The 21,095-nt window shown below is 68.3% G+C and carries 24 protein-coding genes and 1 tRNA gene; 7 read left to right on the forward strand and 18 right to left on the reverse strand.

Annotated features, from left to right (window positions below; genetic code table 11):
• From VF592_RS06590 to gap, 15 genes are all read right to left on the reverse strand, one after another.
• A partial coding sequence (locus VF592_RS06590; RefSeq protein WP_331004841.1) for an NADH-quinone oxidoreductase subunit D occupies positions 1-1,226 on the reverse strand: 1,226 nt, incomplete at its 3' end.
• A 35-nt stretch (positions 1,227-1,261) separates the two neighbouring features.
• On the reverse strand, positions 1,262-2,134 hold the full coding sequence (locus VF592_RS06595; RefSeq protein ID WP_331004820.1) for an NADH-quinone oxidoreductase subunit C: 873 nt from the start codon (positions 2,132-2,134) through the stop codon (positions 1,262-1,264).
• Positions 2,131-2,718: an NADH-quinone oxidoreductase subunit B family protein gene (locus VF592_RS06600; RefSeq protein WP_331004821.1), complete on the reverse strand. Its 588-nt coding sequence runs from the start codon at positions 2,716-2,718 to the stop codon at positions 2,131-2,133. Before VF592_RS06600 ends, VF592_RS06595 begins: the two co-directional genes overlap by 4 nt.
• On the reverse strand, positions 2,688-3,062 hold the full coding sequence (gene ndhC / locus VF592_RS06605) for an NADH-quinone oxidoreductase subunit A (protein ID WP_331004822.1): 375 nt from the start codon (positions 3,060-3,062) through the stop codon (positions 2,688-2,690). The genes VF592_RS06600 and ndhC overlap by 31 nt, the downstream gene beginning before the upstream one ends.
• Positions 3,063-3,154: 92 nt before the next feature.
• Positions 3,155-3,967 carry an inositol monophosphatase family protein gene (locus tag VF592_RS06610; RefSeq protein ID WP_331004823.1) on the reverse strand — a complete coding sequence of 271 codons (813 nt, stop codon included), beginning with the start codon at positions 3,965-3,967 and terminating at the stop codon, positions 3,155-3,157.
• 77 nt (positions 3,968-4,044) lie between these two features.
• A complete protein-coding gene (gene efp / locus VF592_RS06615) occupies positions 4,045-4,608 on the reverse strand; it encodes an elongation factor P (RefSeq protein WP_331004824.1) in 564 nt (187 codons plus the stop codon).
• Positions 4,609-4,641: 33 nt separating this feature from the next.
• Complete coding sequence (locus VF592_RS06620; protein ID WP_331004825.1) at positions 4,642-5,250, reverse strand: M23 family metallopeptidase; 609 nt, start codon at positions 5,248-5,250, stop codon at positions 4,642-4,644.
• 4 nt (positions 5,251-5,254) lie between these two features.
• Positions 5,255-6,280 carry a L,D-transpeptidase gene (locus VF592_RS06625; RefSeq protein WP_331004826.1) on the reverse strand — a complete coding sequence of 342 codons (1,026 nt, stop codon included), beginning with the start codon at positions 6,278-6,280 and terminating at the stop codon, positions 5,255-5,257.
• Between the two features lie 63 nt (positions 6,281-6,343).
• Positions 6,344-7,030 (reverse strand): thiamine phosphate synthase, encoded by a 687-nt coding sequence (gene thiE / locus VF592_RS06630; RefSeq protein ID WP_331004842.1) that lies wholly within the window; start codon positions 7,028-7,030, stop codon positions 6,344-6,346.
• A 16-nt stretch (positions 7,031-7,046) separates the two neighbouring features.
• Positions 7,047-7,955 (reverse strand): class I fructose-bisphosphate aldolase, encoded by a 909-nt coding sequence (locus tag VF592_RS06635; protein WP_331004827.1) that lies wholly within the window; start codon positions 7,953-7,955, stop codon positions 7,047-7,049.
• A gap of 72 nt (positions 7,956-8,027) precedes the next feature.
• Entirely contained in the window at positions 8,028-8,354 is a 327-nt protein-coding gene (locus VF592_RS06640) for a type II toxin-antitoxin system PemK/MazF family toxin (protein ID WP_331004828.1), read from the reverse strand.
• Positions 8,351-8,620: a hypothetical protein gene (locus VF592_RS06645; protein WP_331004829.1), complete on the reverse strand. Its 270-nt coding sequence runs from the start codon at positions 8,618-8,620 to the stop codon at positions 8,351-8,353. The genes VF592_RS06640 and VF592_RS06645 overlap by 4 nt, the downstream gene beginning before the upstream one ends.
• A gap of 41 nt (positions 8,621-8,661) precedes the next feature.
• Complete coding sequence (locus VF592_RS06650; RefSeq protein ID WP_331004830.1) at positions 8,662-9,849, reverse strand: phosphoglycerate kinase; 1,188 nt, start codon at positions 9,847-9,849, stop codon at positions 8,662-8,664.
• A complete protein-coding gene (locus tag VF592_RS06655; RefSeq protein ID WP_331004831.1) occupies positions 9,846-10,295 on the reverse strand; it encodes an MOSC domain-containing protein in 450 nt (149 codons plus the stop codon). The genes VF592_RS06650 and VF592_RS06655 overlap by 4 nt, the downstream gene beginning before the upstream one ends.
• 47 nt (positions 10,296-10,342) lie before the next feature.
• Entirely contained in the window at positions 10,343-11,350 is a 1,008-nt protein-coding gene (gene gap, locus VF592_RS06660; RefSeq protein WP_331004832.1) for a type I glyceraldehyde-3-phosphate dehydrogenase, read from the reverse strand.
• Positions 11,351-11,539: 189 nt separating this feature from the next.
• Here gap and VF592_RS06665 point away from each other — a divergent pair, with 189 nt between their 5' ends.
• The 4 genes from VF592_RS06665 to VF592_RS06680 all read left to right on the forward strand — a co-directional run bounded on the left by VF592_RS06665 (position 11,540) and on the right by VF592_RS06680 (position 12,968).
• Positions 11,540-11,722: a hypothetical protein gene (locus tag VF592_RS06665; RefSeq protein WP_331004833.1), complete on the forward strand. Its 183-nt coding sequence runs from the start codon at positions 11,540-11,542 to the stop codon at positions 11,720-11,722.
• Positions 11,722-12,027 carry a cell division protein ZapA gene (locus VF592_RS06670; protein WP_331004834.1) on the forward strand — a complete coding sequence of 102 codons (306 nt, stop codon included), beginning with the start codon at positions 11,722-11,724 and terminating at the stop codon, positions 12,025-12,027. Before VF592_RS06665 ends, VF592_RS06670 begins: the two co-directional genes overlap by 1 nt.
• Positions 12,028-12,204: 177 nt before the next feature.
• Positions 12,205-12,765 carry a 5-formyltetrahydrofolate cyclo-ligase gene (locus tag VF592_RS06675; RefSeq protein WP_331004835.1) on the forward strand — a complete coding sequence of 187 codons (561 nt, stop codon included), beginning with the start codon at positions 12,205-12,207 and terminating at the stop codon, positions 12,763-12,765.
• On the forward strand, positions 12,762-12,968 hold the full coding sequence (locus VF592_RS06680) for a DUF2842 domain-containing protein (RefSeq protein WP_331004836.1): 207 nt from the start codon (positions 12,762-12,764) through the stop codon (positions 12,966-12,968). Before VF592_RS06675 ends, VF592_RS06680 begins: the two co-directional genes overlap by 4 nt.
• A gap of 206 nt (positions 12,969-13,174) precedes the next feature.
• Here the strand turns inward: VF592_RS06680 and VF592_RS06685 are convergent.
• Both VF592_RS06685 and VF592_RS06690 read right to left on the reverse strand, forming a co-directional pair.
• Positions 13,175-13,251: transfer RNA gene (locus VF592_RS06685), tRNA-Asp, on the reverse strand.
• Between the two features lie 42 nt (positions 13,252-13,293).
• On the reverse strand, positions 13,294-14,535 hold the full coding sequence (locus VF592_RS06690) for an AI-2E family transporter (RefSeq protein WP_414714169.1): 1,242 nt from the start codon (positions 14,533-14,535) through the stop codon (positions 13,294-13,296).
• Between the two features lie 56 nt (positions 14,536-14,591).
• Here VF592_RS06690 and VF592_RS06695 point away from each other — a divergent pair, with 56 nt between their 5' ends.
• The gene (locus VF592_RS06695; RefSeq protein ID WP_331004837.1) at positions 14,592-16,055 is read left to right on the forward strand and encodes a glycerol kinase; all 1,464 of its coding nucleotides are present in this window, start codon (positions 14,592-14,594) and stop codon (positions 16,053-16,055) included.
• Between the two features lie 29 nt (positions 16,056-16,084).
• Here the strand turns inward: VF592_RS06695 and VF592_RS06700 are convergent, their stop codons facing one another.
• Entirely contained in the window at positions 16,085-17,833 is a 1,749-nt protein-coding gene (locus VF592_RS06700; protein ID WP_331004838.1) for a class I adenylate-forming enzyme family protein, read from the reverse strand.
• Between the two features lie 130 nt (positions 17,834-17,963).
• Here VF592_RS06700 and VF592_RS06705 point away from each other — a divergent pair, with 130 nt between their 5' ends.
• Together VF592_RS06705 and VF592_RS06710 are read left to right on the forward strand one after the other, a co-directional pair.
• A complete protein-coding gene (locus VF592_RS06705; RefSeq protein WP_331004839.1) occupies positions 17,964-19,184 on the forward strand; it encodes a serine hydrolase domain-containing protein in 1,221 nt (406 codons plus the stop codon).
• Between the two features lie 23 nt (positions 19,185-19,207).
• The coding region (locus VF592_RS06710) for a 3-hydroxyacyl-CoA dehydrogenase NAD-binding domain-containing protein (RefSeq protein WP_331004840.1) at positions 19,208-21,095 on the forward strand (1,888 nt) is incomplete at its 3' end.

Here is a 21,095-nt window from a genome sequence, read left to right on the forward strand (position 1 = left end):
CACTCCCCGAACACGATATCCATCGCTCCCAGGATCGCGGTCGTGTCGGCCAGCATGTGCCCCCGGCTCATGAAGTCCATCGCCTGCAGATGGCTGAACGCGGTCGGCCGGATCTTGCACCGGTACGGCTTGTTGGTCCCGTTCGACACCAGATACACGCCGAACTCGCCCTTGGGGCTCTCGGTGGCGACATAGACCTCGCCCGCGGGAACGTGAAAACCCTCGGTGTAGAGCTTGAAGTGATGGATCAGCGCCTCCATCGACCGCTTCATGTCCGCGCGCCTGGGCGGCGTCACCTTGGAATTGAGCGCCTGGACCGGCCCGTCGGGCATGTCCTTGATGCATTGGCGCATGATCCGCGCCGATTGCCGCACCTCCTCGACGCGCACCATGAAGCGGTCGTAGCAGTCGCCGCGCGTTCCCACCGGCACGTCGAACTCGACCCGGTCATACGCGTCGTACGGCTGCGACTTGCGCAGGTCCCACGGGATACCCGCCGCCCGGATCATCGGGCCCGAAAAGCCCCAGGCGATCGCGTCGTCGCGGCTGACCGTGCCGATATCGACGTTGCGCTGCTTAAAGATGCGGTTGTCCGCGACCAGACTGATCGCGTCCTCGAACAATTGCGGCAGCCGCGTGTCGAGCCAGTCGCCGATATCGGTCAGCAGCTTGAGCGGCACGTCCTGGTGCACGCCCCCCACACGGAAATAGTGTGCGTGCATCCGAGCGCCCGACGCGCGCTCGTAGAAATTCATCGTGTCCTCGCGCGCCTCGAACAACCACAGGTTGGGGGTCATCGCGCCCACGTCCATCACATGCGAACCCAGGTTCAGCAGGTGGTTCATGATCCGCGTCAGCTCGGCGAAGAAGGTGCGCAGGTACTTGGCGCGCAGCGGCACCTCCAGGTCGAGCAGCTTCTCGACCGCGAGCACGAAGGTGTGCTCCATGCACATGGGCGAGCAATAATCGAGCCGGTCGAAATAGGGCAGCGCCTGGGTATAGGTCTTGTACTCGATCAGCTTCTCGGTGCCGCGGTGGAGCAGGCCGACATGCGGATCGATCCGCTCGACGATCTCGCCGTCCAGCTCCATGACCAGGCGCAGCACGCCGTGCGCGGCCGGGTGCTGCGGGCCGAAATTGATCGTGTAGTTCTGGATCGTGACGTCGCCCGTCTCCGGGTTGGACGCGCTCCGCTCGCCCAGCACCTGGTCGAGATGCGGGTCCATGGTCGTCGTCGCGGGGGCGAGCGTCGGTGCGTCGTTCATTGATTCTGTCCCTCGCGCGGGGTCGGGATGACGGCCGGGTCGACGGGCTTGCTCTCGGGCTTGTTGCCCGGATGCGGCTCGCCCGCCCCGGTCTGCGCGGTCTGGCCCGCGCCGCTGCCCGCCTTGGCATAGGTCGAGTCGGGCGCCTTGGGCGGGGTGGCGGGCGACTCCGCCGCGCTCGCCTTGCGGGCCTCATCGGGAGTCGCGGTGGTTGGGGCGCCCTTGGCCTGTGGCAGCGCTCCGCCCTTGTCCCCCGTTCCCTTTTCATCGCCGGGCAGGACATATTCCGTCCCCTCCCACGAGCTCAGGAAATCGAAATTGCGGAAATCCTGCGGCAGGTCGACGGGCTGGTAGATCACCCGCTTCTCCTCCTCCGAATAGCGCACCTCGGTGAAGCCCGTCATCGGGAAGTCCTTGCGCAGCGGATGGCCGCGAAAGCCGTAGTCCGTCAGGATACGCCGCAGGTCGCGATTGCCGGCGAACAACACCCCGAACAGGTCGTATACCTCGCGCTCCAGCCAGCCCGCTACCGGCCAGAGATGCGTCACCGTCGGCACGGGCGCGTCCTCGTCCGTCGCGACGCGCACCTGGATCCGGTGGTTGCGCGTCAGCGAGAGCAGGCAATAAACGATCTCGAACCGGTCGGCGCGCTCGGGATAGTCGACGCCGGCGATCTCCATCAGCTGCTGATATTCCAGCCCCGGCGTGTCGCGCAGCAGCGTCAGCGCGGCGGGCAGCCGGTCGCGGTCGACGAACAAGGCGACCTCGCCGACCTTGTCCTGCGCATGGAGCAGCATGTCGCCGAGCATCTCCTCGGCGCGCGCGATCACGCCGTCGTTCGGCGCGTAGCGGGGAGCGGAGGCTCTCACCGTTCGATGCTGCCCGAACGGCGGATCTTACGCTGGAGCTGCATGATGCCGTAAAGCAGCGCCTCGGCGGTCGGCGGACAGCCGGGGACGTAGATGTCGACCGGCACCACCCGGTCGCAGCCGCGCACCACCGAATAGCTGTAATGATAATAGCCACCGCCATTGGCGCACGAGCCCATCGAGATGACGTATTTCGGCTCGGACATCTGGTCGTAGACGCGGCGCAGCGCGGGGGCCATCTTGTTGCACAGCGTGCCCGCCACGATCATCACGTCCGACTGGCGCGGGGAAGCGCGCGGCGCGACGCCGAAGCGCTCCAGGTCGTAGCGCGGCATGTTGACGTGGATCATCTCGACCGCGCAGCAGGCCAGGCCGAACGTCATCCACCAGAGCGAGCCCGTGCGAGCCCATTGGAACAGGTCCTCGGTCGAGGTGACCAGAAAGCCCTTGTCGTTCAACTCGCCGTTCAGGCCGTCGAAATAGCCCTGGTCGGGAAGGATGACGCTCCCGTCGTTCGGCCGCGCCGTCAGCTCGACCGGACCGGAACTCGGAACTACTCCCAATCCAACGCTCCCTTCTTCCATGCGTATACCAATCCCAGGGCGAGCTCGGCGATGAAGATCATCATCGCGAACCAAGCGGTCCAGCCGAGCGAAAAAACGGAGACCGCCCAAGGATATAAGAACGCCGCCTCTAGATCGAAGACGATGAACAGGATGGCAACGAGATAAAAACGGACGTCGAACTGCGCGCGCGGGTCCTCGAAGGCCGGGAAGCCACATTCATATTCGGACAGCTTGTCGGGGTTGGGCTTATGCGCACCCGTCAGCCGCGACACGACCATCGGCGCGAACACGAATGTCGCCGACAGCGCGAGCGCCACGCCGAGGAACAGCAGGATGGGCAGATATTGCGACAGATCGACCATGGGGGCGCTTTAGGCGGGCGGACGGAACCCGGCAAGGCTGGGAAGGAGAGAGAATGACCTGCATCTACCCCTTTCCCGCCGGCAGAAGGATATCAGCGCAACGCCCCCGCCAGCAGCTTGTGGAGCTTGGTGTGCAGCCCGTCATTCGCCGCCAGGAATTCCGACCGCTCCATCGCCCGGTCGCCGCCGCGGAAGTCGGTGACATAGCCGCCGGCCTCCTTGACCAGCAATACGCCCGCCGCCGCATCCCAGGGCTGGAGGTCGCTTTCCCAATAACCGTCATACCGCCCCGCCGCGACCCAGGCGAGGTCGAGCGCGGCCGAACCGAACCGGCGGATGCCCGCCACCTGCGGCGCGATCGCCCCGAAGATGCGGCTCCACTGCGCGAAGTCGCCATGTCCCATGAACGGGATGCCGGTCGCGATCAGCGACTCCGACAGCTCGCGCCGCGCCGATACGCGTAAGCGCTGTTCCTGAACCCAGGCGCCCCGTCCCTTTTCCGCCCAGAAGCTTTCATCGGTCAGCGGCTGGTAGACGAGCCCGGCGGTGATCTCACGCTTGCCCGACGGCATCGGCTCCTCGACCGCGATCGAGATCGCGAAATGGGGGATGCCGTGGATGAAGTTGGACGTGCCGTCGAGCGGATCGACGATGAAGCGCGGCTTGGACGGATCACCCGCCACCTCGCCGCGCTCCTCCATCAGGAACCCCCAATCGGGGCGCGCGCGCGACAATTCCTCGTACAGCGTCTGCTCGGCGCGGCTGTCGGCGATCGACACGAAGTCGGCCGGGCCCTTGCGGCTCACCTGGAGCTGCTGGACCTCGTTGAAGTCGCGACGAAGCCGCGGCGCCGCCTTGCGCGCAGCGCGCTCGATGACGCTGATGAGACCGGATTGGACGGGCATATCATTCTCCCCCCTCCCGCTGGCGGGAGGGGTCGGGGGTGGGGCGGCGGACGGTGCGAATAGCGCCGCTATTCGTCTCAGTCCGCTCGCCGCACATATGTCTGCTCATACACGTCGACCACGATGCGCGTTCCCGCCCCGATATGCGGTGGGACCATGACGCGTACCCCATTCTCCAGGATGGCGGGCTTGTAGCTCGACGAGGCGGTCTGCCCCTTCACCACGGCGTCGGCCTCGACGATCGTCGCCTCGATCGTGTCGGGAAGCTGCACGGAGATGGGCCGCTCGTCGTACAGCTCCATCACCACGTCCATGCCGTCCTGCAGGAACGCGGCCGCGTCGCCCAGGATGCCCGCGTCGAGCGTGATCTGCTCATAATTGACCTTGTCCATGAAGGTCAGCTGGTCGCCGTCCTTGAACAGGAACTGGAAGTCGGTGGTGTCGAGCCGGACGCGCTCGACGCTTTCGGCCGAGCGGAAGCGGACATTGTTCTTGCGCCCGTCGATCAGGTTCTTCAGCTCCACCTGCATATAGGCGCCGCCCTTGCCGGGCTGGGTGTGCTGGATCTTGACCGCGCGCCAGATGCCGCCTTCATATTCGATGATGTTGCCGGGACGAATGTCCACGCCGCTGATCTTCATGCGCCGAACCTGTCTGAAAGAGTTGCCCGGCCCTTACCGGCGGGCCTTCGGCTCGGCAAGCAGCGGGTAGGGATTGACGTCCTTGCCCTGCCACCAGCGCGCGCCCGGCTCCATCCGCGCCGCGCTGAAATGCAGGTGATGGTTGCCCTTCCCCGCATCGCCCGTGTCGCCGACATACCCCAGGACCTGGCCCGCGCGGACCTTCATACCCTCGCGCAGGCCCGCCGCGTAACCCGCCAGATGAGCATAATAATATTGCCACCGCTTGTCGCCCGACCGCAGGTACAACGTCGTGCCGCCCAGCCGACTGTCGAACAGCTTTTCTACCTCCCCGGCGACGACCGCGACCACCGGCGTCCCCTCCGCCGCCATCATGTCCAGTCCCCGGTGCCCGCGCCCGCTGCCGCGCGCGTCGCCCCAGCTGTCGCGGATAGCCGAGCGGGCATGGCCCAGGACGGGGACGGCCAGTCCCTGACCGGGCACCTCGACGAACGCGGCCCGGACCGGCGCCGCAGGCGGTTGCACCGCCCGCCGCGCCGGCTTCGCCTCGACCGCCGAGTCGACCCTGACGGTCGTGATCGACACCAGCGCGGCTCCGGCCACTGCGACGACGGCGCCGATCGCGAGGCCGATCCGCTTCATGGCGTCAGGCCTGGAACACCGCGGTCACGCCCGGCTTGATCATCAGCGCCAGCCGCGCCGCGTCCCAATTGGTCAGGCGGATGCACCCGTTCGACTGGGCGCGGCCGATCTGGTGCGGCTCGGCGGTGCCGTGGATGCCGTAATGCTCCTTGGACAGGTCGATCCATACCACCCCGACCGGGTTGTTCGGTCCGGGCGGGATGATCTGCGCCTCCTTGTCGTCGCTGACCTTCTTCAGGATCTTGGGGTTGAACTTCCAGTCGGGCAGCGGCGAGATGCTGAGCACCTTCCACGTGCCAAGCGGCAGCGGATCGGTGGACGAGCCCATCGTCGCCTGGAACTGCGCCACCAGCTTGCCCCGGCCATCGAGCACGCGGAGCACCGCGTCCGACTTGTCGACGACGATCTTCTCGCCCCTGGGCTGGTTGGCGTCGACGTTGAGCTGGTTCAGCATCGCGCGCCATTCGGGCTTGGCGTCCTGCGGGTAGGCGCGCGAGGTCGGCAGCGCATTGGGGACGGTGATCGTCTCCCCCGCCGCCAGCCGCGTCCCCGGCTTGTTCATCGCCGCCAGCACCGCGGGCGTGGTGTGGAACATCTCCGCGATCTTCTCGACGGGCGCGCGATATGCCATGGCGGGGAGCCTGGCCTGCTGCTCCGGCTCCTTGGGGATGGGCGTGAACGGCCCGGCGAGCGCCGCCTCGCTCAGCCGCAACTGACGCGTCGGCCGCATCGCGCGGTACTGGTGAAGCGCGGCCAGAGTCGGGCGATCGATCTCGCCGGTGATCTTCATCCCCCGGCTCTCCTGAAATCCCTTGAGCGCCGCCGTCAGCGACATGCCGGGCCGGCCGTCGAGCACGCCCGGTGAAAAGCCGAGATGATCCAGGATCACCTGCACATGCAGGATCGACCGGTCGATCCGGACGGGCTGCTGTGCGCCCGGCGCGGGCGGCTTCGCGCCTTGCTGCGCGGTCGCCATGCTCAGCCCCGCCGCCGCGATCGTCGCCGCCGAAATCAATCCGATACGCTTCACACCAAGTCTCCAACCATGTCGATCGGAGGGTGAAACGACCGGGGACCCGCTTGGGTCCCCCGCTCAGCGGCCCCCGAGCACCTCGGCGAAGGCGCGCACGGCCGCCGCCTCGTCCCCGCCCCATAGCGAGCCGGACATGGCGAGGAAGTCCGCGCCGGCGTCGACCAGCGGCCGGGCGTTGCCCGGCGTGATCCCGCCGATGGCGACGGAGGGCAGCTCGAACAGCGCCGACCACCAGCTCAGGATCGACGGATCGGGCCGATGCTCGACCGCCTTGGTCGTCGTCGGAAAAAACGCGCCGAACGCGACGTAATCGACCCCCGCCTCTCCCGCGCCCATCGCCAGATGCCGGCTGTCGTGACACGTCACCCCGATCTGCACGTCGGGGCCCAGCACCTCGCGCGCCGCGCGCGGGTCGCCGTCCTCCTGCCCCAGATGCACACCGTCCGCGCCCAGCCGCTTGGCCAGGCTGACCGAGTCGTTGACGATGAACGCGACCTCATGCGCGGCGCAGATCGCCTGGAGTGGTTCGGCCAGCCGCGCCGCCGCATGCTGGTCGATGTCCTTGACCCGGAACTGGAAGGCCGCGACCGGCCCCGCGTCCAGCGCGCGCCGGAGCCGGTCGGGGAAGTCGCCCCCCACCCCCAAGGGCGAGACCAGATAGAGCTGGCAGGGCGGCCGCCGCTGGTCGCGCGTGAAGTTGGCGGCGAAGTCGGGGTCGAGCGGACCCAGCGGGTCCTCCGCCTCGATGCTCACTCCCCCATTCTCATTCCTGGCCCTTGTATATCCGCACCAGCCGCTGGAGCATCGCGATCGCCTCGTCGCGCGGGCGCTGAAAGGTGTTGCGGCCGATGATCGACCCGTTGCCGCCGCCGTCGCGGATATCGCGCGCGTCCTGGTACACCGCGTCCTCACCCTTGGCCGCGCCGCCCGAGAAGACGACGATCCGCCGCCCCGCGAAGCAGCTCTGGACGACATGCTCGACCCGCTTGGCCTGGGTCGACCAGTCGCCGCCCTCATAGGCCTTCCTGGCGTCGCCCTGCTCGATATGGTCGGTCGGCAGCTTGACCTTGATGATGTGCGCGCCGAGCAACGCAGCCATGTGCGCGGCATAGGCGCCGACGTCGAGCGCCAGCTCGCCCTGCTTGGACAGCGTGCCGCCGCGCGGATAGGACCAGATCACTGTCGCGATCCCGACCGCCTTGGCCTCCGCCGACATCTCGCGGATCTCGTTCATCGCGTCGAAGATGCCGTCCGATCCCGGATAGATGGTGAAGCCGATCGCCGAGCAGCCGAGCCGCAGCGCGTCGTCCACCGTCCCGGTCACCGCCTGCGCGACGCTGGTCGCCCAGCTGTTCGAGCTGTTGACCTTGAGGATGGTCGGGATCTGCCCCGCGAAGCTGTCGGCGCCGGCCTCCAGCATCCCCAGCGGCGCGGCATAGGCCGACAGCCCGGCATCGATCGCGATCTGGAAATGATAATGAGGATCATAGGCCGCCGGATTGACCGAGAAGCTGCGCGCGGGCCCGTGCTCGAACCCCTGGTCGACCGGCAGGATCACCAGCTTGCCCGTGCCGCCCAGATCGCCCTGCATCAGGATGCGCGCGAGATTGGCCTTCACACCCGGATTGTCGGATTCGTACTTGGCGAGAATGGCCTTGACCTGCGGCGTCATCGTGATCCCCTATGGTGACGTTAAGTGATTGGGGCGGCTGTTAGCGGGACCGGGCGGAGCGAGCAACGCCGGTCAAAGGTCGAGCCAGCGCTTGAGGGCAGCGTCGACCATTCTCATGGTAGCGCTCGAAACTTGCCCGATCGCCCTATCGATGCTGACGAACTTGACGGGGAAGATCAGATCGACCTCGATCTCGCTTTGCTTGACGAGGCCTGACCCTTCTCCGGGGTCGATCGGAACCCTGATCGTCGTCGCGCCCGTCAAGCTCGATGTTATGGGGCATACCGTCACCCATCGCGTCCGTCCGAGCGCGGTTTCGTTCTGAACGATCAAACAAGGACGAGCTTTGTTCGCGAGCGTACCGACTTCCTGAACGACGACGATCGATCCACGCCTCACGCCGACTTGCCCCAGTCATATCCCCCGTCCTCGTGATCGAGAGCGCCGAGGATATCGTTCGACACCGCATTATGCCACTCGCCGTTATCGTCGCCTTGAACCACGGCAATGCGTTCGATGTCTTGCCGAAATTGGTCGTCCGCCGCTTCACGTTCCAATCGTTCCAAAATCCAGTCGCGTGCGACGACGCTCTTGGGCCGCCCAAGACGGCGAGCAAAGATCGCCAGACGCTCCTCGTCCTCTTCACTGAACCGTATCCCAAGCATGGCATACCTCCGTTTAACAAGTTAAACGTAAGTGCGTCCCATCATCGCGTCAACGCCGTCACCCCCGGCAGCTCGCGCCCTTCCATCCATTCCAGGAAAGCGCCCCCCGCCACCGACACGAAACTGAACTGATCCGCGACACCCGCATGGTTGAGCGCCGCGACCGTGTCGCCGCCGCCGGCGACCGACACCAGTCCGCCATCGACCGTCAGCGCCCCGGCCGTGCGGGCGAGCGCGACCGTCGCGCGGTCGAAGGGCGTCGTCTCGAACGCGCCGAGCGGGCCGTTCCACACCAAGGTGCGGCAGTTCTTGAGCACGTCGCCCAGTGCCTCGACCGCGGCGGGGCCGATATCGAGGATCATCTCGTCGGCCGCGACCTCATGGACGTTGACGGTGCGCGTCGGCGGGTCCGCGCGGAACTCGGTGGCGACCACCACGTCATAGGGCAGGTGGACGGTGCAGCCGGCGCGGTCGGCAGCTGCCATGATCTCTTCGGCGACGCCGGCAAGATCATGTTCGCACAGGCTTTTGCCGACCTTCACGCCCCGCGCCGCGAGGAAGGTGTTGGCCATGCCGCCGCCGATGATCAGGTGATCGACGCGCGCGACCAGATGCTTGAGCACGTCGAGCTTGGTGGACACCTTCGCCCCGCCGACCACCGCCGCGACGGGATGCTCGGGTGCCCCCAGCGCCTTGGCGAGCGCGTCGAGCTCGGCCTCCATCGCCCGGCCCGCATAGGCCGGCAGCGTGCGCGCCAGCCCCTCGGTCGAGGCATGGGCGCGGTGCGCGGCGGAAAAGGCGTCGTTGACGTACAGGTCGCCCAGCCTCGCGAAGCGCGCGACCACCGCCGGGTCGTTCTTCTCCTCGCCGGGGAAGAAACGCGTATTCTCCAGCAACGCGACATCGCCCGGCTGGAGCGTCGCCACCGCCGCGTCCGCGCCGTCCCAGTCGATGAACCGCACCGGGCGCCCGAGCACCTGCTCATAGGGCTTGGTGACGAGCGCCAGCGACAGGTCCGGGCTCGGCGTCTTGGGGCGCCCGAAATGCGCGAGCAGGAGCACGATCGCGCCCCGGTCGGACAATTCGGTGACGGTGGGCAGGGTCGCGCGCAGCCGCGTATCGTCGGTCACCGCGCCTTCGGCCATCGGCACGTTCAGGTCCTCGCGGACCAGCACGCGCTTGCCGGTGATGTCGCCCATATCGTCCAGCGTCTTGAATGGCTTGCTCATGCTTCTTCGATCTCCATGCGATCACCGACCCTGATCGTCCCGCCCTCGATCACCCGCGCCAACGCGCCGCCCCGCCAATCGGGGGTCAACGCCGCTTCCAGCCCCGGCGCGACCGCCTCCATGCGCACGCACGGATCGCATTCGCCGGTGATCCGCATCAGCACCGTGCCGATGCGGATCAACGCGCCGGGTGTCTGCGGCAGGTCGAGCCCGTCCACCAGCAGGTTCGCGCGGCGCGACTGCCAGGGCAGGTCGCGGCCGAGTTCCGCCATGGCTGCGGCCCAGTCACCGCGTTCCATCAGCGACACCTGCCGCTTGCCGCGCCCACCGGGCTTGATCACGCCCCGGCAATCGCCCTCGATGCCGCGCTCCGGGGTGACGAGCACCGCGTCGAGCAGCTCCATCGGCGCCTTGGGCGCCCGCCGCCGCGCGATGCCGCCGATCATTCCTTCCCGCGCCGACAGGGTCGGACGCGGGAGGACGCTCGTCTCCCTCAGAGGAACTTCGCCATCGCGGTCGCGGTGTCGACCATGCGGTTGGAGAAGCCCCATTCGTTATCATACCAGCTGACGACGCGCACCAGCTTGCCGTCGATCACCGCCGTCTCCAGGCTGTCGACCGTCGACGACGCGGGAGTGTGGACGATGTCGATCGAGACCAGCGGCTCGTCCGAATAGACCAGCACGCCGACCATCGGCCCGCTCTCGGCCGCGGCCTTGAGGATGGCGTTCACCTCGTCGCGGGTCGTCTCGCGCGACGGCTGGAAGGTCAGGTCGACCAGGCTGCCGTCGGGAACGGGCACCCGCACCGCCGACCCGTCGAGCTTGCCCTTCAGCTCGGGCAGCACCTCGCCCACCGCGCGCGCCGCGCCGGTGGTGGTCGGGATCATCGACATGCCCGCCGCCCGCGCGCGGCGCAGGTCGGGATGGATCTGGTCTAGGATCTTCTGGTCGTTGGTATAGGCATGGATGGTGGTCATCAGCCCGCGCTCGATCCCGATCGCGTCGTTCAGCACCTTGGCGACCGGCGCCAAGCAATTGGTGGTGCAAGACGCATTCGACACGATCGCGTGATCGGCGGTCAGCTTGTCGTGATTGACCCCGTAGACGACCGTCAGGTCGACGCCCTTGGCGGGAGCGGAGATCAGCACTTTCTTCGCGCCCGCGTCGATGTGCTTTTGCGCCGATCCGCGGTCGGTGAAGAACCCCGTGCACTCCATGACCAGATCGACGCCCAGTTCGCGATGCGGGAGGTTGGCGGGATCGCGTTCGGCGGTGACGCGGATGCGCTTGCCGTCGATCACCAGGTCCTGGCCGTCGGCCGCGACCTCGCCCGGATAGCGGCCATGGACGCTGTCGCGGCTGAACAGCCAAGCGTTCGACTTGGCATCGGCCAGATCGTTGATCGCGACCAGCTCCAGCTCGCCGGGCTGCTCCAGCATCGCGCGCGCGACGAGGCGACCGATACGGCCGAAACCGTTGATCGCAACCTTGATCGTCATCGAAGTCCCCTTTATAAATTGCTGTATTCGTTCAGTTCATCATCGCGAACCCGGATCGACACCGGTCGGAATCGTCCGGGTGCGATCCTTGGCCCGAGCCTTTGCGGGTCGGCGGGCCCGGCTGTCAACACCGCCGGGCCGGCGTCTTTCCCGCTTGTGGACCGGCCCCCGCCTGCTAATCCGGGGGGCATGACCGAGACCCGCCCCGCCGCGGCCAGGATCGACGCGGCGCTTCACCGCATCGAGAACGCCATCGATGCCCGCGCCCGCGCCGCCGACGCGCTCGCCCGCCGCCATGCCGCGCTCAAGGCGCGCATGGCGGAGGCGGTGTCCGCGCTGGACGACGTCATCGCGCGCGGGAATGCCGGCTGATGGCGCAGGTCACCCTGTCCTTCGGCGGCCGCGGCCATGTGGTCGCCTGCCGCGACGGCGAGGAGGCGCGCGTCCACCAGCTCGGCCAGATCATCGAGGAGCGCTGGGCCGGCGCGGCGCGCGCGGGCGGCGGGTCCTATGAACGCACCTTCCTCTACGTCGCGCTGATGCTCGCCGACGCGCTCGACGAGGCGGAGAACCGTCCCCTACCCGACAATCTCGTCAGCGAGGACGAGCTGGCGGGGATCGCCGACCGGCTCGAATCGCTGGCGGCGACCCTTGAGCAAACCACCCCGACCTCCTAGATCGGCGCATGGCGGGTACTGCCCGGTGCGAGCTCAGCATAATCCCTGAGGCTATTCATCATCCACGGGGGCTGTCCCTGCGCGGATCCTGGTCCGACGTACATGGTCCCCATCTGACGTACGAAGCGTCAGCGGATATCAGAGCACACGGCCATGGCGGTCCCGTCACCCGCCCCCATGACTGATCCCACAATCGATCCGGCGGTCGAGAAGGCCGCCCTGCGGACCCGGATGCGCGCCGCGCGACGGGCCTTCGCGCCGGACGGACCGATCCGCGTCGCCCCGACCTTCCTGGAACGGCTGCAACGCGGGATGGTGGTCGCGAGCTATCGCCCGACGCACGGCGAGGCCGATCCCGCGCTCCTCGAGCGGGCGGCAACCGCAGCGGGCTGCGTTCTGGCGCTGCCATGGATCGAAAGCCCGGCCACCCCGCTCCGCTTCCTCGCCTGGTCGCCGGGCTCTCGGCTCCAGATCGGGCCGTTCGGGCTCGAACAGCCGCCCGCTGACGCAGCCGAACGCGTCCCCGACATCATCCTCGCGCCGCTCGTCGCGTTCGACCGCGCGGGCGCCCGGCTGGGCCAGGGCGCGGGCTATTATGATCGCGCATTCGCCCTACATCCCCATTGCTGGCGCGTGGGCGTGGCCTGGTCGGTGCAGGAAGTGCCCCGCATCCCGGTCGATCCCTGGGACGTTCCCTGCCACGCGGTCGCGACGGAAAAGGAATGGATCACCCCATGACGCCAACCTGGCGCAAGCCCGCCGGTGCCTTCGCCATCATCGGCATCATCGTCATCTGGGCGGCGATCGTCGCCAGCCTTTCGCCGATCGTCGGCGGGTGGCACTGGATCGTCCAGACGATCTTCTACCTGATCGCCGGGATCGTCTGGATCCTGCCGCTCAAGCCGTTGCTGCTATGGATGGAGACGGGCCGCTGGCGCTAGCGCGCGAGACGATGCGGCAAAAGCCGCGTCGCACGCACGCAAGTCCGGCCAGCGCGGCATAGCGCGCCATAAGGCGCGGCTTTGCCGCGACTGACGGCGCGCGGTGACATAAAACGATTTCTAGAAAGCTCGCCGCAGCGTCGGACGGGGTCGCTGCCCCGGCTTGCGCGTCTTGTCGGCTGCTCCGCCGCTATGCACGCTGCGCTTGGCGCGAGTGACGGGGCTCGAACCCGCGACCTCCGGCGTGACAGGCCGGCGCTCTAACCAACTGAGCTACACCCGCTTGTAAAGCGAAGCGGCCGAATATGCGGGGGTGGCCTGGGTGTCAACGGCCGTTTTCGCCGTCGTCGCTCTCGCCCTCCTCGCCCGCCTGTCGCTCGCGCCGTTGGCGGACGAGGGTGCCGTGCTCGAACAGGAAGCCGGCGATGTCGGGCTTGCCCGCGGCGCCGAGCACCGTCTGGAGGATGATGAGCAGCGGCACCGCCAGCAACGCGCCCGACGTCCCCCACACCCAGCCCCAGAAGCTCAGGGACACCAGGATCAGCACCGGGCTGATCGTCAGCCGGTGGCCGACGATGAAGGGCGTGATCGCGTTCGCCTCGATCAGGTGCAGCCCGACCATGATCGCGGGGGGCAGCAGCGCCAGCCAGATATCGGTAAAGGTCATCAGCCCGCCGATCGCGAGCAGCAAGGCGGCGATCACCGGCCCGAAATAGGGCACGTAGTTGAGCAGCGCGACGATGCCGCCCCACATCAGCGGATAGGGCATCCCCAGCAGATTGACGGCGAAGGCGACGATCAGCCCCAGCGCGATGTTGATGAAGGTGATGGTCCCGAGATAGGCGGACACGTCGTCCACCACGTCCTGGATCACCCGCGCGGTCGCCATCGCGCCGTTGAAGCTGGCGCGGTTGGTGATCGTGCGCCGCCGCATCCCCGTCCAGCCCGACAGGAAGAAGAACACCACCAGGATCGCGAAGAAGAATTGCAGGATCACGGCGGGCGCCGAGGTCGCGGCGAGCTCCAGGATCGAGCTGGGCGGGGCGACCGCGTTCGACTGGGGCTGGCGGACGGGGGAGGTGGCGATCTGGCGCAGGGTCCGGTTCGCATAGCGTTCGAGGTTGGAATAGACGTCGAGCAGCGGCTGGAGATTGGCCTGGATGCGGTCGATCCGCGTCGGCAGCAGCCGGAAGAAGTCGGTCGCGGGCACGATGATCGCCGCCAGGGCGACGTTCGCGGCGACGAGGAACAGCAGCACGCACAGAAGCGCCGCCAGCGACGACGGCACGCGGCGGCGCTCCAGCCATTCGAGCACCGGCACCAGCGCGACCGCGATCACCAGCGCGGCGGTCAGCGGCAGGAAGAATTCGGCCCCCGCCTTGAGCGCGAAGGGCAGCCCCAGCATCAGCCCGACCCCTGCGGTCAGCGTCAGCGCGGCGAGCAGCCGGTCGCGCCGCATCGCCACGCGCATCGCGTCGCCGGCGGCCATCCCGGCCGGCACGCCCAGCACCGAGTCGGCGGCGCCGTCCAGCGCGGCGGAGGGAAGGTTCGGGTCGCGGTCGGCCATGGCTGGGCAGCTTAGCGCGGTTTACGCGGGCCGGGTATCCCGCCTAACCTGCCCCGATGAGCGAATATCTGCTGGTCATCGACGAAGGCACGACCTCGACGCGCGCCATGCTGTTCCGGCCCTCGGGCGCGTGCGTGGCGAGTGAGGCGGCGGCGCTGACGCAGGGCTATCCCCGCCCCGGCTGGGTCGAGCATGATGCCGCCGAGATCTGGCGCCGGTCGCTGCGCGTCGCGGGCGCGATGGTGGCGCAGGCGGGCGGCCCCGAGCGCATCGCGGCGATCGGCATCACCAACCAGCGCGAGACGGTCGTGTTCTGGGACCGCGAAACGGGCGAGCCGCTCGCCCCCGCCATCGTCTGGCAGGACCGCCGCACCGCCGACAGCTGCCGGGCGCTGCGCGAAGCGGGGCATGAGGCGCTGGTACAGGCGCGCACCGGGCTATTGCTCGACCCCTATTTCTCCGGCTCCAAGATCGGTTGGGCGCTGGAGCGATGGCCCGCGCTGAAGGAAGCGGGCGACCGGCTCGCCATCGGCACCGTGGAGAGCTGGCTGGTGTGGAAGCTGACGGGCGGGCTGCACGTCACCGACGCGACCAATGCCAGCCGCACCGCGCTGATGGACCTGGAAACGGGCGGGTGGGATGCCGGGCTGCTCGACCTGTTCGGGGCGCCGCGCGCCGCGCTTGGCGAGATCGTCGACTGCGCCGGGCGCTTCGGCGAGACTCGTGCCTTCGGGCCGCCCATCCCGATCTGCGGGCTGGCGGGGGACCAGCAGGCAGCGTCGATCGGCCAGGCCTGTCTCGTTCCCGGCGAGACCAAGGCGACCTTCGGCACGGGCGCGTTCATCCTGACGCATACCGGGCGCAGGCTCGCATCCGACCACCGGCTGTTGTCGACGGTGGCTTCGCAGATCGCGGGCGAGCGCGCCTTTGCGCTGGAGGGGTCGGTGTTCGTCGCGGGCAGCCTGATCCAATGGCTCCGCGACGCGCTGGGGCTGATCGGCACCGCGGCCGAAACCGAGGCGCTGGCGCGCTCCGTCCCCGACAATGGCGGCGTGTTCCTCGTCCCCGCCCTGTCCGGCCTGGGCGCCCCCTGGTGGCGGCCGGATGCGCGCGCCAGCATCTCGGGCCTCAGCTTCTCGGCCACCCGCGCGCATGTGGCCCGCGCCGCGCTGGAGGCGCAGAGCTATCAGGCGCACGACCTGAAGACCGCCTTTGCCGCCGACGGGCAGGATTGGGCGACGCTGCGCATCGATGGCGGCATGGTCGCCAACGACTGGATGGCGCAGGACCTGGCCGACATGCTCGCGCTTCCCGTCGAGCGCCCCTGCTTGACCGAGACGACGGCGCTCGGCGCGGCGATGCTGGCCGGCGTCGGCGCAGGCCTGTTCCCTGACCTGGCGGCGGCGAGCGTCATGCGCGGCGCGGTCGAGCGGTTCGAGCCCCGACTGGGCGAGGACGAGCGGCAGGCCCGCCTCGGCGGCTGGCGGCGGGCCGCGAAGGCGGTCGTCGCCGCTGCCTGACTCCCCTCACCGGCGGCGCCGCGGCCCCGTCACGCGGCCGCCCGGTCCTCGAACAGCGACTTCAGGTCTTTTTTCAGGATCTTGCCATTGGCGTTCCGGGGCAGCACGTCGGCCACGAAGCGAATCGCGACGGGGGTCTTGAACACCGCCAGGTGCTTCCTGACCCAGGCCTGGAGTTCCGCCTCGCTCGCCTGCGCGCCCGGGGCGAGATGGACCACGGCGGCGGGCTCCTCGCCCAGCGTCCGATGCGGCAGGCCGATCAGCGCGCAGTCGGTGACCGCCGGATGGGCGTAGAGGATGTTCTCCACCTCGGTCGAATAGATGTTCTCACCGCCCCGGATGATCATGTCCTTGGCGCGGTCGACGATGTAGCAGAACCCTTCCTCGTCGAGCCGCGCCAGGTCGCCGGTGCGGACCCAGCCGTCGATGAAGGTGGCGGCGGTCGCGTCGGGCTTGTTCCAGTAACCGCGCACGATCATCGGCCCGCGCGCCCATAATTCGCCGACCTCGCCCACCGGCAGCTCGGTCTGGCCGTCCTCGTCCATGATCTTCAGGTCGGCAGTCGCGACGGGCGGGCCCGCGCTGGTCGGGCGGTTGAGATAATCCTCGCCCGCATGGCTGGTCACGGTCGCCATCGTCTCCGTCATGCCCCAGCCGTTTCCGGGCAGCGCGCCGAATTCGGCATGGATGCGCCTGACGAGATCGGGGGCCGAGGGTGCCCCGCCATAGGAGATCGCCTCCAGCGAGGAGAGGTCGTATTTGGCGCGGTCGGGATGTTCCAGCAACTGCCAGGCGATGGTCGGCACGCCGCCCGTGATGTTGACCCGCTCGCGCTCGATGATCTCGAACGCGCGGACCGTGTCCCATTTGCGCATGAAGATCATCGTCGATGCCGACGCGATCGCGCCCATCAGCGACGCCGAGCAGGCGGTGACGTGGAAGAGCGGGATGACCGTCAGCATCACCTTGGGCTCGGGCGCGGCCGGCGGGGTCTCGCCGCGCCGAAGCAGCGTCCGCGCGGCGGCATAGCCCCCCGACAGGATGTTCGACATCAGGTTGCGGTGGGTCCCCAGCGCGCCCTTCGGCGCCCCGGTGGTGCCGCTGGTGTAAAAGATCGTGGCGTCGTCGTCGGGCGCGATCGCCACGATCGGCAGGGCGCCGTCGGGCAGGGCGTGCCAGTCGGGCGGGGTGCCGATCACCTCCTCCAGCCGCCTCGCGCGTCCGTCGAGGGGAATGCTCGCGCGGGCGACCAGGACATGGGCAAGGCTGGGCAGCCGCGCATAGACCTCCATCAGGCGGACATGCCGCTCGTCGTCGACGATCAGCACCTTGGCGCCCGAATCGGCAAGGCCGTATCCCAGCTCGGCGCCGGTCCACCACGCGTTGAGCGGGACCGCGATCGCGCCCAGCGCGGTGATCGCGAAGAAGCTCGCCACCCATTCGGGCAGGTTGCGCATCGCCAGCGCGACCCGGTCCCCCCGTCCCACGCCCAGCGCCGCCAGATGCGCGGCCAGCGCCGCCGCGGCGCGGTGATTGGCGTCGTAGCTGACGCGCTCGTCCTCATAGACGGTGAAGATTTTGTCGCCGAACGCGCGCGTGGCGGCGAGCAGCCAAGGGAGCGAGGGAGGCGCGTTCTTCCATATGCGGGTGAGCCGTCCGTCGATCGACACCTCGTCCATCTCGAACTTCGCGCCGGGCGCGGTCAGCGCCGCGCGCGCCTGCGCCAACGACAGGGCCGGCCATTCGGGGGGAAGCTGGATCAGGGGTTCGCTGGCCAAGGAATTGTCTCTCCGATCGAAGAACGGGTTTGTGCTCACCCGATAGTCGGGCCAAGGTTAGAGTTGATCCGCGCGCGGCTCAAGGCCATAGGAGCGCGCGAGGGTTTAGAAACACAGGTATGGAGCGCGCATGGTGACGGCCGACCCGCAGGCGCATGGTTTCGACGGCGCGCGTCTTCGTCGGATCGACGCGTTCCTGCGCGACCGCTATCTCGACACGGGGCTGCTTCCGAACGCGCAGCTGCTGGTCGCGCGCGATGGCGAGGTGGTGCACTTCTCCAGCCAGGGCAGCGCTCGGGAAGGCGGGCGCGCGATCGACGAGGGATCGCTGTTCCGTATCGCGTCGATGACCAAGCCGATCACCTCGGTCGCGTTCATGATGCTGGTCGAGGAGGGGCTGGTCGCGGTCGACACCCCGGTCCATCATGTCCTGCCCGAGTTCAAGGGCGTCGGCGTCTATAATGGCGGCGGCGCGGGCGTGCCCTTCGTCACCAGGCCGACCGACGAACCGATGCGGATGGTCGACCTGCTCCGCCACACCGCCGGGCTGACCTACGGCTTCCAGAACCGGTCCAATGTCGACGCCGCCTACCGCGAGGGCAAGCTGGAGAATTGGCATGGCGGCCACGACCTCCAGGGCTTCGTCGCCGAGCTCGCAAAGCTGCCGCTCGAATTCTCGCCGGGTACGTCGTGGAACTACTCGGTGGCGACCGACGTGCTCGGCGCGGTGGTGGAGCGGGTGTCGGGGATGACGCTCGACACGTTCTTCGCGACGCGCATCTTCGCGCCGCTCGGGATGGACGACAGCTTCTTCCAGGTGCCCGCCGACAAGATCGACCGGCTGACCGACTGCTATACCTTCGCACCCGGCCGCGGGCGCGTGATGTACGACCGTGGCGAAGCGAGCGCGTGGAGCCGCGCGCCCAGATTGCTGTCGGGCGGCGGCGGGCTGGTGTCGACGGCGCGCGACTATCACCGGTTCAACACCATGCTGCTCGGCGGCGGGACGCTGGACGGCGCACGCATCCTGGGGCGCAAGACGCTGGACCTGATGACGGTCAACCACCTGCCGGGCAATGCCGACCTGGCGAGCATGTCGAAGTCGCTGTTCAGCGAGGCGTCGAACGCGGGCACGGGGTTCGGGCTCGGCTTCGCGGTCAACATGGACCCGGCGCGGTCGATGGTGCCCGGCTCGGCGGGCGAATATTATTGGGGCGGCATGTTCTCGACCGCCTTCTTCGTTGATCCGGTCGAGCGGGTGACGATGGTGTTCCTGACGCAGCTTTCGCCCAGCAGCCTTTATCCCGTCCGCCGCGAGCTCAAGACGATGATCTACGCGGCGCTCAACTGATTCACGAACAGGAGAATATTCACGTGACCTCCCCCATCCGCACCGAACGGCATGACGACGTCCTGGTGATCATATCCGACAACCCGCCGGTCAACGCGCTGGGGGCGGCCGTCCGCCAGGGACTCGACGCCGCGATCCGCCAAGGCGTGGCGGACGACGGCGTCGCCGCGATGGTCATCCGCTGCGACGGGCGCACCTTCTTTGCCGGGGCGGACATCACCGAATTCGGCAAGCCGATGCAGGAGCCGGGCCTGCCCACCGTCGTCGACATGATCGAGGCCAGCGCCAAGCCCGTCGTCGCGGCCATCCACGGCACCGCGCTCGGCGGCGGGTGCGAGGTGGCGCTGAGCTGCCATTACCGCGTCGCCGTGCCCTCGGCCAAGCTGGGCGTGCCCGAGGTGAAGCTGGGCCTGCTGCCGGGCGCCGGCGGCACCCAGCGGCTGCCGCGCGTCGCCGGACTCAAGCTCGCGCTCGAGATGACCGCGACCGGCAATCCCATTTCCGCCAAGCGCGCGCAGGAGGCCGGGCTGGTCGACCGGATCGTCGGCGAAGACAGCCTGGAGGCCGACGCGGTCGCTTTCGCGCGCGAGATCGCCGCCGTCCGCCCGATCCCGCGCGCCAGCGAGCGCAGCGTCGCGGCCGACCCGGCGGTCGTCGAGGCGTTCACCAGGGAAAATGCCAAGCGCTTCCGCGGCTTCGACGCCCCGGCCGCCAACATCGCCTGCGTCGTCAAGGCGACGGAGGTGCCCTTCGCCGAGGGCATCCAGTTCGAGCGCGCCGAGTTCATGAAGCTGATGATGGGCAACCAGTCCGCCGCCCAGCGCCACATCTTCTTCGCCGAACGCCAGGCCGCCAAGATCGACGACGTTCCCGCCGATACCCAGCTCCGCGCGATCAAGCGCGTGGGCGTCATCGGCGCGGGCACGATGGGCGGCGGCATCTCGATGAACTTCCTGTCGGCGGGCATCCCCGTCACCATCGTCGAGATGCAACAGGACGCGCTCGACCGCGGCACGGGCGTGATGCGCAGGAATTACGAGGCGTCGGCCGCCAAGGGCCGGATGAAGCCCGAACAGGTCGAAGCCGCGATGGGCGCGCTCACCCCCACGCTCGACCTGACCGCGCTCGCCGATTGCGATCTCGTCATCGAGGCCGTGTATGAGAGCATGGACGTCAAGAAGGAAATCTTCGGCAAGCTCGACGGTATCTGCAAGCCGGGCGCGATCCTGGCGTCGAACACCTCCTATCTCGACATCGACGAGATCGCCGCCTCCACCTCGCGCCCGCAGGACGTGGTGGGGATGCACTTCTTCTCGCCCGCCAACGTCATGAAGCTGCTCGAGGTCGTGCGCGGCGCCAAGACCGCGCCCGACGTGCTGGCGACGGTGATGGCGCTGGCCAAGAAGATCGGCAAGGTCGCGGTCGTGGCGGGCGTCACCTATGGCTTCATCGGTAACCGGATGCTGATGCCGCGCCAGGTCGAGGCCAACAAGCTGCTGATGGAGGGCGCCACCCCCGAGCAGATCGACCGCGTCCATGTCGCCTTCGGGATGCCGATGGGGCCGTTCCAGATGAGCGACCTCGCGGGCGTCGACATCGGCTGGCACCGCGATCCGACCCGGATCGAGAATATCCGCGACGCGCTGGCGGCCGAGGGGCGCTGGGGCCAGAAGAAGCAGGCCGGCTTCTACGATTATGACGAGAAGCGGAACCCTTCCCCCTCCGCCCGCGTCGCCGAGATCATCGAGGATTTCCGCAAGAAGTCGGGCTCGACCGTCCGCGAGATCAGCGACGAGGAGATCGTCGAGCGCACGCTCTACACCATGGTCAACGAGGGCGCGCTGATCCTGGAGGAGGGCAAGGCCCAGCGCGCGTCGGACGTCGATGTGGTGTGGATCTACGGCTATGGCT

Origin of the sequence: Sphingomonas sp., assembly GCF_036388435.1 — a bacterium.
In the GTDB taxonomy this organism is placed as follows: domain Bacteria; phylum Pseudomonadota; class Alphaproteobacteria; order Sphingomonadales; family Sphingomonadaceae; genus Sphingomonas.